At 70.8% G+C, this 13,167-nt stretch carries 15 protein-coding genes and 1 pseudogene; 5 read left to right on the top strand and 11 right to left on the bottom strand.

Going from position 1 to position 13,167, the window contains the following annotated elements:
• Positions 1–66 precede the first annotated feature (66 nt).
• Positions 67–795, top strand: coding sequence for a 3-keto-5-aminohexanoate cleavage protein (locus AC31A1_RS32800; RefSeq protein ID WP_489656807.1), 729 nt, complete (start codon positions 67–69; stop codon positions 793–795).
• Here the strand turns inward: AC31A1_RS32800 and AC31A1_RS32795 are convergent.
• Positions 741–1,478: a hypothetical protein gene (locus AC31A1_RS32795; protein WP_489656806.1), complete on the bottom strand. Its 738-nt coding sequence runs from the start codon at positions 1,476–1,478 to the stop codon at positions 741–743. The genes AC31A1_RS32800 and AC31A1_RS32795 overlap by 55 nt on opposite strands.
• A gap of 100 nt (positions 1,479–1,578) precedes the next feature.
• Between AC31A1_RS32795 and AC31A1_RS32790 the strand changes: the two are divergent.
• A pseudogene (locus tag AC31A1_RS32790) lies at positions 1,579–2,705 on the top strand (RNA ligase (ATP)).
• Positions 2,706–2,714: 9 nt separating this feature from the next.
• Here AC31A1_RS32790 and soxR read toward each other — a convergent pair.
• A complete protein-coding gene (gene soxR / locus AC31A1_RS32785) occupies positions 2,715–3,230 on the bottom strand; it encodes a redox-sensitive transcriptional activator SoxR (RefSeq protein ID WP_489656805.1) in 516 nt (171 codons plus the stop codon).
• Between the two features lie 122 nt (positions 3,231–3,352).
• Between soxR and AC31A1_RS32780 the strand changes: the two genes are divergently transcribed.
• A complete protein-coding gene (locus AC31A1_RS32780; RefSeq protein WP_489656804.1) occupies positions 3,353–3,814 on the top strand; it encodes a MaoC family dehydratase in 462 nt (153 codons plus the stop codon).
• A 70-nt stretch (positions 3,815–3,884) separates the two neighbouring features.
• On the opposite strand, the gene AC31A1_RS32775 is transcribed toward AC31A1_RS32780, so the two are convergent.
• The 3 genes from AC31A1_RS32775 to AC31A1_RS32765 form a co-directional block, all read right to left on the bottom strand.
• Positions 3,885–4,508: a TetR/AcrR family transcriptional regulator gene (locus AC31A1_RS32775; RefSeq protein ID WP_366321468.1), complete on the bottom strand. Its 624-nt coding sequence runs from the start codon at positions 4,506–4,508 to the stop codon at positions 3,885–3,887.
• Between the two features lie 73 nt (positions 4,509–4,581).
• Complete coding sequence (locus AC31A1_RS32770) at positions 4,582–4,827, bottom strand: YiaA/YiaB family inner membrane protein (RefSeq protein ID WP_019059193.1); 246 nt, start codon at positions 4,825–4,827, stop codon at positions 4,582–4,584.
• Between the two features lie 93 nt (positions 4,828–4,920).
• Positions 4,921–6,072, bottom strand: coding sequence for an acyl-CoA dehydrogenase family protein (locus AC31A1_RS32765; RefSeq protein WP_489656803.1), 1,152 nt, complete (start codon positions 6,070–6,072; stop codon positions 4,921–4,923).
• 93 nt (positions 6,073–6,165) lie between these two features.
• Here AC31A1_RS32765 and AC31A1_RS32760 point away from each other — a divergent pair, with 93 nt between their 5' ends.
• Positions 6,166–6,807 (top strand): TetR/AcrR family transcriptional regulator, encoded by a 642-nt coding sequence (locus tag AC31A1_RS32760; RefSeq protein ID WP_489656802.1) that lies wholly within the window; start codon positions 6,166–6,168, stop codon positions 6,805–6,807.
• Here the strand turns inward: AC31A1_RS32760 and AC31A1_RS32755 are convergent.
• Positions 6,804–7,055, bottom strand: a complete 252-nt coding sequence (locus AC31A1_RS32755; protein ID WP_489656808.1) for an acetamidase/formamidase family protein — start codon at positions 7,053–7,055, stop codon at positions 6,804–6,806. The genes AC31A1_RS32760 and AC31A1_RS32755 overlap by 4 nt on opposite strands.
• 68 nt (positions 7,056–7,123) lie before the next feature.
• Between AC31A1_RS32755 and AC31A1_RS32750 the strand changes: the two genes are divergently transcribed.
• The gene (locus tag AC31A1_RS32750; protein ID WP_489656801.1) at positions 7,124–8,071 is read left to right on the top strand and encodes a DMT family transporter; all 948 of its coding nucleotides are present in this window, start codon (positions 7,124–7,126) and stop codon (positions 8,069–8,071) included.
• A gap of 10 nt (positions 8,072–8,081) precedes the next feature.
• On the opposite strand, the gene AC31A1_RS32745 is transcribed toward AC31A1_RS32750, so the two are convergent.
• The 5 genes from AC31A1_RS32745 to AC31A1_RS32725 form a co-directional block, all read right to left on the bottom strand.
• Positions 8,082–9,164: a Zn-dependent alcohol dehydrogenase gene (locus tag AC31A1_RS32745; protein ID WP_489656800.1), complete on the bottom strand. Its 1,083-nt coding sequence runs from the start codon at positions 9,162–9,164 to the stop codon at positions 8,082–8,084.
• 19 nt (positions 9,165–9,183) lie between these two features.
• Positions 9,184–10,572: an aldehyde dehydrogenase family protein gene (locus AC31A1_RS32740; protein ID WP_489656799.1), complete on the bottom strand. Its 1,389-nt coding sequence runs from the start codon at positions 10,570–10,572 to the stop codon at positions 9,184–9,186.
• 121 nt (positions 10,573–10,693) lie between these two features.
• The gene (locus AC31A1_RS32735; RefSeq protein WP_489656798.1) at positions 10,694–11,146 is read right to left on the bottom strand and encodes a DUF3574 domain-containing protein; all 453 of its coding nucleotides are present in this window, start codon (positions 11,144–11,146) and stop codon (positions 10,694–10,696) included.
• Between the two features lie 20 nt (positions 11,147–11,166).
• A complete protein-coding gene (locus AC31A1_RS32730) occupies positions 11,167–12,501 on the bottom strand; it encodes an ABC transporter ATP-binding protein (RefSeq protein ID WP_489656797.1) in 1,335 nt (444 codons plus the stop codon).
• 174 nt (positions 12,502–12,675) lie between these two features.
• Positions 12,676–13,167, bottom strand: a 492-nt coding sequence (locus tag AC31A1_RS32725; RefSeq protein WP_489656796.1) for a class F sortase, incomplete at its 5' end; no start/stop codon positions are given.

The following is a 13,167-nucleotide window of genomic DNA, read 5'->3' as shown; positions in this document are numbered from 1 at the left end:
GTGTGGGGATGAGGGCGAGGCTGGGACGAGGGGGTGGTTGTCAGTGGCGGGTGGCACCATCGAGGCATGGTGCAGGTCTGTCTCAACGGGGCCCGTGGGGTCGCCGACGGTTGGATGGTGCCGGTCTCGCCCGGAGCGTTGGCCGACGCCGCGGTGGAGGCTGTCGCGGCGGGGGCCACGGACGTCCACCTCCATCCCAAGTCCCCTTGCGGACACGACACGTTGTCACCGCGCGTCCTCGCGGTGACGCTGGAGGCGATACGGGCGCGGGTGTCCGTGCCGGTCGGCGTGACCACGGGCGCCTGGGCCGAGCCGGACCCCGCGGCACGGGTCGAGCGGGTGCGTGGGTGGACGGTGCTGCCCGACCACGCCTCGGTCAACTGGCACGAGCCGGGTGCCGAGGAGGTCGCGACGGCGTTGCTGGACCGGGGTGTCGGGGTGGAGGCGGGCATCTGGTCGGGCACGGACGGCGCGTCCCGGTTCGCCGCCTCACCGCTCCGCACGAAGGTCCTCCGGGTCCTGGCCGAGGTGACCGACCCGGACGCGGACACAGCCGAGGCGACCGCGCGTGCACTGCTCGCCGACCTCGACTCCGGCCACGGCCGCCCGATGCTGCTGCACGGCGAGGACGGCAGCGCCTGGCCGGTACTCCGGCTCGCGGGGCGGCTGGGGCTCGCGACCCGCATCGGCCTGGAGGACACCCTGCTCCTGCCGGACAGCGAACGGGCCTTGTCCAACGCTCAGTTGGTGGCCGAGGGACTGGTCCAGTACGGGTGCGCCCAGCGCTCGTCGTAGGGCAGGGCGAGGAGTTCGGCCTGTACGGCGAGGTCGGCCTCACCCTGAGCGTGAAGGCGGGCGGCACCGGGGCCGGCCAGCCAGGTGCGCAGATCCGCCACGCCGGTGCCCTCGCCGTCGTCGTACCACCACCAGAACGGGGAGGAGTCGGAGAACAGGTCGTAGAGCCAGGTGACGGCGCAGCGCGCGAGGTATGCGTCCGCGACGGGGGTCCGTACCCACCCGTTCAGGAACGGGGTCACGGTCCCGGCGATCGTGACACAGGTCTCGAAGGTGTCGCCGATGTCGTAGGGCGGCTCGGGCAGGGTGAGGGTGTCCTCCCACCAGGCGTACAGGAAAGCCTCGATGGCGGCGGACTGCTCGGCCGGCCAGGAACGCCAGTCCACCCGGCTCAGCCCGTGGGCGCCGTAGCCGATCGTGCCCAGGGTGCCCTCGGCCATCGCCCGAGCGGCCTGCGGCAGCAGGCGTCGCATCACGGCTGGGTGGTCGTCGAAGTGGTCGGGCACCTCGAAGAGGTAGTACCGCACCACGTCCAGGGGCACGCGCTTGTACGGCGTGCGCAGATACGCGGTCTCTTCGGGCGCGTGACAGAAGCCGCAGCCCGTCTCGCCGGGGCTGGCGAAGCCGTTGAAGACCGTCTCGACGTCCGCGAGGGCGGCGGTGAGCGCGGGCGACAAGGTCATGGATCGCGACGCTAGCAGCCGCTAATCCGGTCGCTCCACCCCTTTCCGATCAGGACAGTTGAGGGCGATGAAACACAGCTGAGGAACCCGAGGAGTCCCGATGTCGACGCTGCGCGTCACCGCCGAAGTGCTGACCGTCCATGAGCACCCGAACGCCGACGCCCTCGAACTGGCACAGGTCGGCCTGTATCGAGCCGTTGTCGCCAAGGGCGCGTTCCGTACCGGTGAGACCGCCGTCTACATCCCCGAGCAGGCCGTGCTCCCGGCCGGCCTGATCCAGGAGTTGGGGCTCACCGGGCGCCTCGCGGGGAGCAACGCGGACCGGGTCAGGGCGGTGCGGCTGCGCGGTGAGCTGTCGCAGGGCATCGTGTGCCGGCCGGAGGCCCTCGCGGACGTGGACCTGGCCCAAGCCGCCCTGGACGGCACCGACTTCGCGGTGGGGGTCCCCCCACGCCGTTCAGGCAGTGGGGGAGGCTCGGCATCGTCAAGTGGGTGCCGCCGATCCCGCCCACGATGGACGGCGACGTCGAGCACGCGCCCGATCTGCTGCCCTGGGTCGACATCGAGAACATCCAGCGGTTTCCCGGGATATTCGAACCGGGCGAGGTTGTGGTCCTGACCGAGAAACTGCACGGCTCCGCCTGCCTGTTGACCTATTTCGCCGAGGGCGAGGACGGAGACGAGGGCGGTCGTATACAGGTCTCCTCGAAGGGCTTCGGCGCCAAGTCCCTTGCCCTGAAAGAGGATCCGCGCAACCTGTACTGGCGAGCCGTCCGCGGCCACGGCGTCCCCGAGGCCGCCGCACGCCTCGCCGAACGCCTCGGCGCACGCCGGGTCGGCATCTTCGGCGAGGTGTACGGCGCGGGCGTGCAGGACCTGACGTACGGCGCCGACGGGCGGCGCGAGACGATCGGCTACGCCGTGTTCGACGTGTCCGCCGAGATCGACGGACACGTCCGGTGGCTGGACGCGGCCGAGCTGGCCCAACTCCTCGGCGGGGAGCTGCCGTTGGTGCCCCGGCTGGACGAGGGGCCGTACGACATCGAGCGGGTGCTGGAGGTCGCGAGCGGGCGGGAGACCGTGTCCGGGAGCGGGCTGCATCTGCGTGAGGGGGTCGTGATCCGTCCGGCGGTGGAGCGGTACAGCGCGGTGACCGGTGGACGGGCGATCGCCAAGGCCGTCAGCCCGGCGTATCTGACGCGGAAGGGCGGTACCGAGTACGAGTGAGTGCCGTCCTCAGTCACATCCCTCGGGGTCCGGTCCCCGGTCCCGAGGGGTGCGGGCTTTTCGGCGGTCGCCCGGTTCCGACATCAGGCGTGAACCCGCGCCCCGTTCGCCGACCACGTCGTCCGGGTTGGACAGGACGCAGGCCGACAGGGACAGGCAGCCGCAGCCGATGCAGTCGGTGAGGTGGTCACGGAGGCGGTTGAGCTGCTTGATGCGCTCGTCGAGTTCGGAGCGCCAGGCCTCGGAGAGGCGGGCCCAGTCCTCGCGGGTCGGGGTGCGCTCCTCGGGGAGTTCGGCGAGCGCCTCGCGGATGGTGGCCAGCGGGATGCCGACGCGCTGGGCGGCCCGCACGAAGGCGACCCGGCGCAGGGTGTCACGGGTGTACCGGCGCTGGTTGCCCGTGGTGCGGCTGCTGCTGATCAGGCCCTTGGCCTCGTAGAAGTGCAGCGCGGAGACGGCGGCTCCGCTGCGTGCGGCGAGTTGGCCGACCGTCAGCTCGTGGATCTTCTCGGGGATCTGAGGCACCTGTCAGAGCCTACCCACCGCGTCACACCCGTGGTCCGTTGACAGCCGCCCCGCATCCGACCATGCTAAGCAGTTGCTTAGGTATGTATGACGCTGGATGACGTGAGAGGCCGGGACAGGACATGGCAGAGCCGAGGATCTTCACCTCCGTCGACGACCTGCGGGCGGCGGTCGGCGAGCAGTTGGGGCACACCGACTGGCTGGAGATCGACCAGAAGCGGATCGATCTGTTCGCGGACGCGACGGGCGACCACCAATGGATCCACGTGGACCCGGAGAAGGCGGCGGCCGGTCCCTTTAGGACGACCATCGCGCACGGCTACCTCACCCTGTCGCTGCTCCCGCTCTTCGGACCGCAGCTGATCAAGGTCGAGGGCGTCACGATGGGCGTCAACTACGGGACGAACAAGGTCCGTTTCCCCGCCCCGGTACCGGTCGACTCCCGGCTGCGCGCCACCGCGAAGATCACCGGCGTCGACGACGTACCGGGCGGCGTCCAGGTGACCGTCGCGTTCACCGTGGAGCGCGAGGGCGGCGACAAGCCGGTGTGCGTCGCCGAGTCGGTGTCCCGCTACTACCTCTGAGCGGATGCCTCTGAGCGGATACCTCTGAGCGGATACCTCTGAGCAGCGCCCGACACCCGCGCCACGGCGGCTACTCGGACCCCACCATCCGCAGCACGAGGTCGGCGTAGAGCGCGCCGACCTCGTCGGGCGTCCGGGGGCCGTCGAGGCTGAACCAGCGGGCCACGTCGATGCACAGGGACAAGATCGCGAGGGTCGTGCCCTTCACGTCCGGCACGTCGAAGGAGCCGTCCGCGACCCCGTCCTCGACGATCCCGCGCACCTCGGCGTCGACCTGCCGGCGCAGCGCGAGGATCTCGGCGCGGGCGTCCGGGCCGAGCGAGTCGAGTTCGTACTGCACGACACGCGCGGTGGTGCGCCCGCCCGCGTGCCAGCGCACGAAGGAGCTCACCGCGTCGGCGAGCCGCTCGGCGGCGCTGCCCTCGCGCCCCGCCGCCGTACGCAGGATGTCGAGGGCCTTCTCGTGGCCGATCCTGCTGATGCGGTGGAGCAGCTCTTCCTTGGTCTTGTAGTGGATGTAGAGCGCGGCCGGGCTCATCCCGGCGCGGCCCGCGATGTCCCGGGTGGTCGTCGCGTGGTAGCCGCGCTCGGCGAAGGCCTCCACGGCGGCGATCAGCAGTCGCCGGGCCGCGTCGGGCGTGACCTCCGCCCAGGCCTGCGGGTCGCCCGCGGTGGTCTCCTCCGCCGTACTCATCGCTCGTGAACCCCTCTCGGTGGCAAGGGCTCCACCATACCGCCGAACCTGAGCGAGCGCTTAGTCTCCCCGCTCAGAGCTTTTCGAACGGGTTGTAGGTGGTGCGCGCCGCGTCCTGCCGGTCCCGGATCACCTTGGCGAGGGTGAAGGAGGAGGTGACCAGGTACAGGACGGCGATCGCGAGGAAGGCCCGTACCCAGGCGTCGGCGTGCAGCTTGAAGATGCCGATGGCGGTCGCCGCGATGGCGACGGAGAAGGAGGCGACGGCCTGGCCGTAGAAGGCGGCCGTGTTCTGCGGTTTGCCCGATGCTTCGCTCATGGGGAGAAGCATCGGCGGACACGGCGCTCACGACATCCGTGCGGATACTCAACTCACGTACTCAGAAAGGGCCTTCACCGGGAGGAACCGGCCTCAGAACGCGGAGACGCCCGTCAGCGCGCGCCCGATGAGCAGTTTCTGGATCTGGCTGGTGCCCTCGTAGAGGGTCATGACGCGGGCGTCACGCAGCAGCTTCCCGGCCGGGTACTCGTCGATGTAGCCGTAGCCTCCGAAGACCTGGAGCGCGTTGTTGGCGGCGCGGACGGCTGCCTCGGAGGCGAAGAGCTTGGCCTTGGAGGACTCGGTGGCGAAGGGGAGGCCGCGGTCGATGAGGTCGGCGACCCGCCAGGTCAGCAGGCGGGCCGCGTCCACGTCGACGGCGATGTCGCTGATCAGTTCCTGGACGAGCTGGTGCTGGGCGATGGACTTGCCGAACTGCTCGCGCTCACCGGCGTAGCGGACCGCCACGTCGAGCGCGGCCTGGGCGATGCCGACGCAGCCCGCCGCGACCGACATCCGGCCCTTCGCCAGCGCCGACATGGCGACCGAGAAGCCCTTGCCCTCGGGGGCGAGCATCGTGGCGGCGGGGACGCGGACGTCTTCGAGGACGAGTTCGGCGGTGGCCTGGCCGCGCAGGCCGAGCTTGCCGTGGATGGTGCGGCGGGTCAGGCCCGGGGTGTCGGTCGGCACGAGGAAGGCGGAGACGCCCTTGTGGCCCGGGGCGTCGGTCGAACGCGCGAAGAGGAGCACGACGTCGGCCCACGTCCCGTTCGTGATGAACATCTTGGTGCCGTTGATGACGTAGTCGTCGCCGTCGCGGACCGCGCGGGTGGTGAGGTTGCCGGCGTCGGAACCGGTGCCGGGTTCGGTGAGGCCGAAGCAGCCGACGTGCTCGCCGGAGGTGAGCCCCGGCAGCCAGCGGAGCTTCTGCTCGGCACTCCCCCAGGCCGCGATCGACTTGGCTACCAGGCCCAGTGACACGGAGACGATGCCGCGCACGGAGGAGTCGCCGCGTCCGAGTTCCTCGGTGACCAGGCAGTACGCGAGATGGTCGCCGCCCGAGCCGCCGTACTCCTCGTCGATGGTCAGTCCCAGGAAGCCGACGCCGCCGAGCTTCTTGACGATCGAGCGGTCGACCTCCTCGGCACGGTCCCAGGCGATCACGTGCGGGGCGATCTCGCGGTCCACGAAGTCCTTCGCGAGCCGTCGTACGGCCTCCTGCTCCTCGCTGAGCTCCAGGTTCATTGCGCGTCACCCCAAGTGAAAGGCCGTACATCGACTGCTGCACATTTAAATTAGCACTGCTAGTTTGACTCTCGCAGCCCTACTATGTGCGCCATGGCCCGACCGCGCAAGCCCCTCCTCAGCACCGACCGGATCGTCGAGACGGCGCGTGTGCTGGTGGACGCGGAAGGGCTGGCGGCGGTCTCCACGCGTCGGCTCGCCGCGGAGTTGGGGGTGAGTGGGCCCTCGCTCTACAACCACTTCCGCACGAAGGACCAGATCCTGGAGGCGGTCGCCGACTCGGTCAGCGCGCAGGTCGATCTGTCGATGTTCGAGGACGGGCGGGACTGGCGTACGGCGCTGCATGACTGGGCCGTGTCGTATCGGTCCGCGCTGCGTGACCATCCGAACATCGTGCCTGTGCTCGCCACCGGGCCTGGGCGGCGGCCGGCGGGGTTGCGGCTTGCGGACGCGGTGTACGGGGCGATGGTCGATGCGGGGTGGCCTGCGGCGCAGGCCACGTCGATCGGGGCGTTGATGCGGTACTTCATCATGGGGTCTGCGCTGGGGTCGTTCGCTGGGGGGTTTGTGGACGACCAGAGTGCGTACGACCCTGCCGACTATCCCCATCTCGGGCAGGCGCATCTTCTTGCCGAGCAGCAGGAGAAGGTGGATGAGCGGGCGTTTGAGGTGGGGCTTGCCGCGTTGCTGGACGGGTTGGCCGGGCAGTTCGAGGAGATGCGACGTGCCAGTTAGGTTCCGTCGTTTGTCGAGTGCCGGCACGTCGTGGCCGGTCGCGCCCAGGCGGCGGAGCCGCACATTGATACAGCCCCGCGCCCCTTCGAAGCGCATCCCATGTCCCAAAGGGACCGGAGTATCGCCTTGGGTAGGTGGGCCGTGACTATCCAGTTCGGGGCGTCTACCACCTCTGTGATTCTCAGGTCTACGGCCACGCTGCACAGGACGTAGGCGTCGATCGGGGAGAGGCCGTAGCGGGTGCCCAGGTGGGCCCCGACGACCGCGTCCGATTTCCGCCAGCGGTGCGGTCCTGTCGCCGCCTAGCCTCGGACGCATGACCGCATCCCCTCGCCGTACCGAACGGGCAGCCGCCGCGGCCGCTGTCGTCACCGTCGTGCTGTGGGCCTCCGCCTTCGTGTCCATCCGGAGCGCGGGGTCCGCCTACTCGCCGGGCGCGCTGGCGCTGGGGCGGCTGGCGAGCGGGGCGCTGGCGCTGGGCGCGCTCTCTCTCGTACGGCGGGAAGGGGTGCCGCCGCGGTCCGCCTGGCGGGGGATCGCGATCTCGGGCGTGCTGTGGTTCGGGTTCTACATGGTCGTCCTGAACTGGGGCGAGCAGCAGGTCGACGCCGGTACCGCCGCCCTCGTCGTGAACATCGGGCCGATCCTCATCGCGCTGCTCGGTTCCCGGCTGCTCGGCGACGCGATGCCGCCGCGGCTGCTCGCGGGGATGGCGGTGTCGTTCGCGGGTGCGGTGACCGTGGGGCTTTCGATGTCGGGGGACGGCGGTTCGTCCGTACTCGGTGTGGTGCTGTGCCTGCTCGCGGCGGTCGCCTACGCCGGAGGGGTCGTCGCCCAGAAGCCGGCCCTGGCGAAGGCGAGCGCGCTCCAGGTGACGACGTTCGGGTGTCTCGTCGGCGCCGTGATGTGCCTGCCGTTCGCCGGGCAGCTCGTCCATCAGGCGGCCGACGCGCCTGTCTCCGCCACGCTCAACATGGTCTACCTGGGCGTCTTCCCGACCGCCCTCGCCTTCACCACCTGGGCGTACGCCCTCGCCCGTACGACCGCCAGCAAGATGGGCGCGACGACGTACGCGGTGCCCGCGCTGGTCGTCCTGATGTCGTGGCTGGCGCTGGGCGAGGTACCGGGGTTGCTCACGCTGGGGGGCGGCGTGCTGTGCCTGGCGGGCGTGGCGGTGTCGCGGTCCCGGCCGGACACGAGGTCGAGGGCGAGGGCGAAGCAGGCTGCGGCGACGGATGAGCCGCAGCCCGAACAGGTGTCGTAGGCAAGGCCGTTCAGAACACGACCAGCGCCCGTCCGCCCTTCCCCGCCACCATGTTCTCGAACGCCCCCGGAATCCCCTCCAGCGGAATCCGTTCCGTCACCAGCGCTCCCAGGTCCAGGCGTCCGGCGCGGACGTGTTCGGCGAGTACCGGCACGTCCTTCGCCGGGTCGGAGTTGCCGTAGACGCAGCCGCTCAACGTCCGGCCCCAGTGGAAGAGTTCGAGGGCGTTGAAGGTGACCTGCTGGTCCTTGCCGCCGATGCCGACGACCGTGGTGCGGCCGCCGCGGCGGGTGGATTCCCAGGCGGTGCGGATGGTGACCGCACGGCCGACGCACTCGACGGCGACGTCTACGCCCTGTTTTCCGGTGAGGGCGCGGATCTCCCGGGCCGTGTTCTCGGAGGCGACCACGTAGTCCGTCGCCCCGGCCGCGCGGGCCAACTCCTCCTTCTCCGGGGAGACATCGACGGCGACGATCGTCGTGGCGCCCGCGATCCGGGCCGACTGGAGGGTCGACAGTCCTACTCCGCCGACGCCGAAGACCGCGACCGTCTCGCCCGCCCCTACCCGCGCCGAGTGGTGGATCGCGCCGTAGCCGGTGAGGACGGCGCAGCCGAGGAGGGCCGCGTCCGTCAGCGGGATTCCGTCCGGGAGCGGCAGGACGCAGGACGCCGATACGACCGTCTCCTCGGCGAACGCGGCCACGTTCAGGCCTGGGTGGAGGTCGCTGCCGTCAGAGGTGCGGTGGGCGTAGACATCGGCGGCGCCGTTGAGGGCGTTGGCGCAGAGCCAGACCTCGCCGAGGGTGCAGGCGTGGCAAGTGCCGCAGGACGGGGCCCAGTTGAGGATGACCGGGGCGCCGGGTGAGATATGGGTGACTCCCTCCCCTACGGCTACGACCGTGCCCGCGCCCTCGTGGCCCAGGACCGCCGGGACCGGCACTCGCATCGTGCCGTTGGAGAGGGACAGGTCGGAGTGGCAGACCCCGGCGACGGCGAGGCGGATGCGGACCTGGCCGGGGCCGGGGTCCGGGAGGTCGATCTCGGCGATCTCCAACGGAGCGCCCACGGCGGGCAGTACGGCGGCGCGAACCATGTGAGGCCTCCTGACAGGGCTAGAACTGAAGGGACTTGGTCTGGAGGTACTCGGACAGGCCGTGCGCGCCCAGTTCCCGGCCGACACCCGACTGCTTGTAACCCCCGAACGGGGCACGGGGGTTGAACCGGCCGCCGTTGATGTCCACCTGCCCGGTCTCCAACCTCCGTGCGAACGCCACCGCTTCGGCCTCCTCACCGGCCCACACCGCGCCCGCGAGGCCGTAGACCGTGCCGTTGGCGATGCGGAGGGCGTCGTCCTCGTCGTCGTAGCGGAGGATCGAGAGGACCGGGCCGAAGATCTCCTCCTGCGCGATCGTCATGTCGGGGGTGACGTCGGCGAAGACCGTCGGGCTGATGAAGTAGCCCTGCCCGGAAGGGGATTCGGGGCCGCCAGCCACCAGTCGCGCGCCCTCCGCGACACCCTTCTCGATGTAACTTCGCACCCTTGCCCGCTGTTTGGCGTTCACGACCGGGCCGATGCGGGCGCCGTATTTGGCGGCGGCCGTCGCGGCCAGTTCCACGGCCTCGTCGTACTGGTCGCGGTGGACGAGCATCCGGGTCCAAGCGCTGCACGTCTGGCCGGAGTTGGACATCACGTTGGCGACGCCGACGTTGACCGCCTTGGCGAGGTCGGCGCTCGGGAGGATGACGTTGGCGGACTTGCCGCCCAGTTCGAGGGCGACCTTCTTCACCGCGGCACCCGCCGTCGCACCGATCTGGCGGCCCACCGCCGCCGAGCCGGTGAAGGAGAGCAGGTCGACGCCCGGGTGCTCGGCGAGGGCCTGGCCGGCCACCGGACCCAGGCCCGTCACGAGGTTGAAGACGCCGGCCGGGATGCCCGCCTCGTCGACCGCCTCGGCGAACAACTGGGCGGTGAGCGGGGTGTCTTCGGCCGGCTTGAGCACCACCGTGCAGCCCGCCGCGAGGGCGGGGGCGACCTTGGCGACGATCTGGTGGAGGGGGTAGTTCCAGGGGGTGATCGCGCCGACCACGCCGATGGGTTCCTGGTAGACCGTCGAGTTGCCGACCTTCTCCTCGAAGGCGTGGGCCGCGGCGAGTTCGGCATAGGAGCCCGCGACCGCGATCGGCACGGCCGCGTGGACGGCCTGTGAGAAGGCGAGCGGGGAGCCCAGTTCGGCGGTGACCGTCTCGGCGATCTCGTCCTTGCGGGCCGCCAACACGTCCCGCAGGGACGCGAGTCGGGCGGCTCGTTCGGCGGGCGGGGTCGCGGCCCAGCCCGGGAGGGCGGCACGGGCGGCGCGTACGGCGGTGTCGACGTCCACGGCGGTGCCGGCCGGGACGCGGTCGATCACCTGCTCGTCGACCGGGTTCACCACGTCGATGGTCTCCCCGCTCGCGGCGGGGCGCCAGGCGCCGTCGATGTACATGCCGTCGTGTGCCTTCATCGTGCTGCCTCCCGGGCGTGACTACGTCGTCCGCCCCACAAACTAGCGATGTTAGTTTTCCGGCGCCAGAGACCCCGGGTCACAGACGCGCGGAGACGGCGGAAGCCGGGGTGCGGGCCGCTCAGAAATCGGCCCGTGTCCGGTCGTCCACCCGGGCCACAGCCTCCTGCCCGAAGGCCTTCTCATACGCCCGCCGGACCTCCTCGATCTTCCGGTCGTTCGCACCCGCCGCTTTCACCGGATACAGCAGGATCAGCTCGTACGACCGCTCCTTCTCGATCTTCCCGTTCGTGTCCCGCCACTGCCCGCGCCCGTTCTGCACGGTCAGCCCGTCCGGGAAGTCCGGCGTGACCTCCTTGTCGACGAAGGCCATGAACTGCCGGTCGGTGACGGCCGGCCCGCCGTCCGGCCGCTCGGTACCGAAGAAGAGCCGCGTCTCGACGTACGGCGTTCCGCGCGTCGGCGCGGGAGCGGTCTGTGTGTCCAGGCCGGCGTAGGCGGTGGGGGCCGCCGCCACCAGGAGGAGGCCGGCGGTCGCGAGGGCTGCCCGGTTTCGGATGAAGTGCAGGGTCATGCACCTATCCGTACCGGGCGTCACTCCTCCAGGTCGGGCAGCCGCGCCGGGGCCGGGGAGATCCGTTCGCCGTGCTGGTCGAAGACGAACAGGTGGGCGATGTCGACGAGGAGCGGGACGTGCATGCCGTGCCGGAGTTCGATGTCGGGGGTGGTGCGCACGACGAGGTCGCCGGGGAGGCGGCCCTCCGGCGGTACGGGGTCGGATTCCGGGGGCGTCGACGGTTCCAGGACCACCACCGGTCCGGCGCGCAGTGCGCCCGCGCGTTCCCGCAGCCGGTCCAGGACACCGCCCTCGCGTCGGCGGCGACGGACCGGGCGGGCGGTGCGCGGGGCCTCCAACTCCGGTACTACGGCGGGCCGGGAGCCGGTGTTGAAGTGGACGAGGACCTCGTGGCCCTGGAACTCCACGTGCTCGACCAAGCCGCTGATCGCCACCTCGCCGGGGCGGGCGGCGGCGGGCTTGGCGATGCGTACGGCCTCGGAGCGCAGGCCGACGATGACCTCGCGGCCCTGCTGCACGCGGAGCAACTGGTGGTCCAGGCACAGGGGTTCGGGCAGCCGCAGGTACTGCTTGCCGAGGCTGATGGTCATCGCGCCGTCCAACGGGGCCCGGACCAGGCCGCGCAGGAGGTTGATGCGCGGGGTGCCGATGAACGCGGCGACGAAGACGTTGCGGGGCAGGGCGTACACCGAGCGCGGGGTGCCGACCTGCTGGAGGACTCCGCCGCGCAGGACGGCGACCCGGTCGCCGAGCGACATGGCCTCGGCCTGGTCGTGGGTGACGTAGACCGTGGTGACGCCCAACTTGCGGGTGAGGGAGGAGATTTCGGCGCGGAGGTGGTTGCGGAGTTTGGCGTCGAGGTTGGAGAGGGGCTCGTCCATGAGGAACGCGGAGGGGTGGCGGGCGATGGCCCGCCCCATGGCGACGCGCTGGCGTTCGCCGCCGGAGAGCTGGCTGGGGAAGCGCTCCAGGAGGTCCTCGATACCGAGCATGCGGGCGGTGGCGTCGACGCGGGCGCGCGGGTCCTCGCCGGGGGTCTCGATGCGCAGCGGGAAGCCGATGTTGTCGCGGCTGGTCATGCTCGGGTAGAGGGCGAAGTTCTGGAACACCATCGCCATGTCCCGTTCCGAGGGGGCGAGTTCGTTGGCGTACTCGCCGTCCAGTCTTAACTCGCCCTCGTCTATCTGCTCCAGTCCGGCGATCATCCTCAGCACGGTCGACTTGCCGCACCCGGACGGCCCGAGCAGGACGAGGAACTCCCCCGGTGCGATGTCCAGCGACAGCCGGTCCACCACGCGGACGCCTCGCGCGTAGGCCTTGCTCACGTCGTGCAGGGAGATGGCGCGTGTCATGACGAGTGCCCCCGGGGGCTCACTTGGGCGACGGTGCTCCGCGGTCCGGTCACCTCGTACGGGTCGTACGAGGCTTGTGAGTCACGGAAGCTAACGGAATGTGCGCACCCGGGGGAAGAGACCGGACGGGATCGGGCGTGTCGGTCCGGGTGGTGAGAAAACGGACGGTCATCTTCAGCCGGTTCGGGCGCGCTCACGGGTCGCGACGAGATGGGCGAAGACGACGGTGTTGCCCGCGTAGCCGGTCCTGCGGTCGTAACTGCCGCCGCAGGTGATCAGGCGCAACTCCGGGCGCCCGCGGGCACCGTAGACCTCCCGGTCGGGGAAGTGCGCCTTCTCGTACGTCCGTACCGCGTCGACCGTGTAGACGGCGGTCCGTCCGTCGGCGCGCCGGACCTCGATCAGGTGGTCGGGCTTGAGTTCGCCGAGGCCGGCGAAGACGGCGGGCCCTGTCATGGTGTCGAGGTGGCCGACGGCGACGGCGGTGCCCTGCTCGCCCGGGGAGGGCCCGTCGGCGTACCAGCCCACCCGCTTCGGGTCGTCGCCGGGCGGTGCGGACATCCGGTGCCCGCGGTCGAGCCGGAGGGGCATCACCGGGGCGTCGACATCCAGGTAGGGGATGGCGAGGGTGATCGCGCGGGAGTGCGGGAGGGGGCGGGGTGAGCG

This window comes from Streptomyces sp. P5F9, assembly GCF_057961495.1.
Note: the sequence above shows the minus strand (reverse complement) of the source record. Positions and strands in the feature narration are given on the sequence as shown.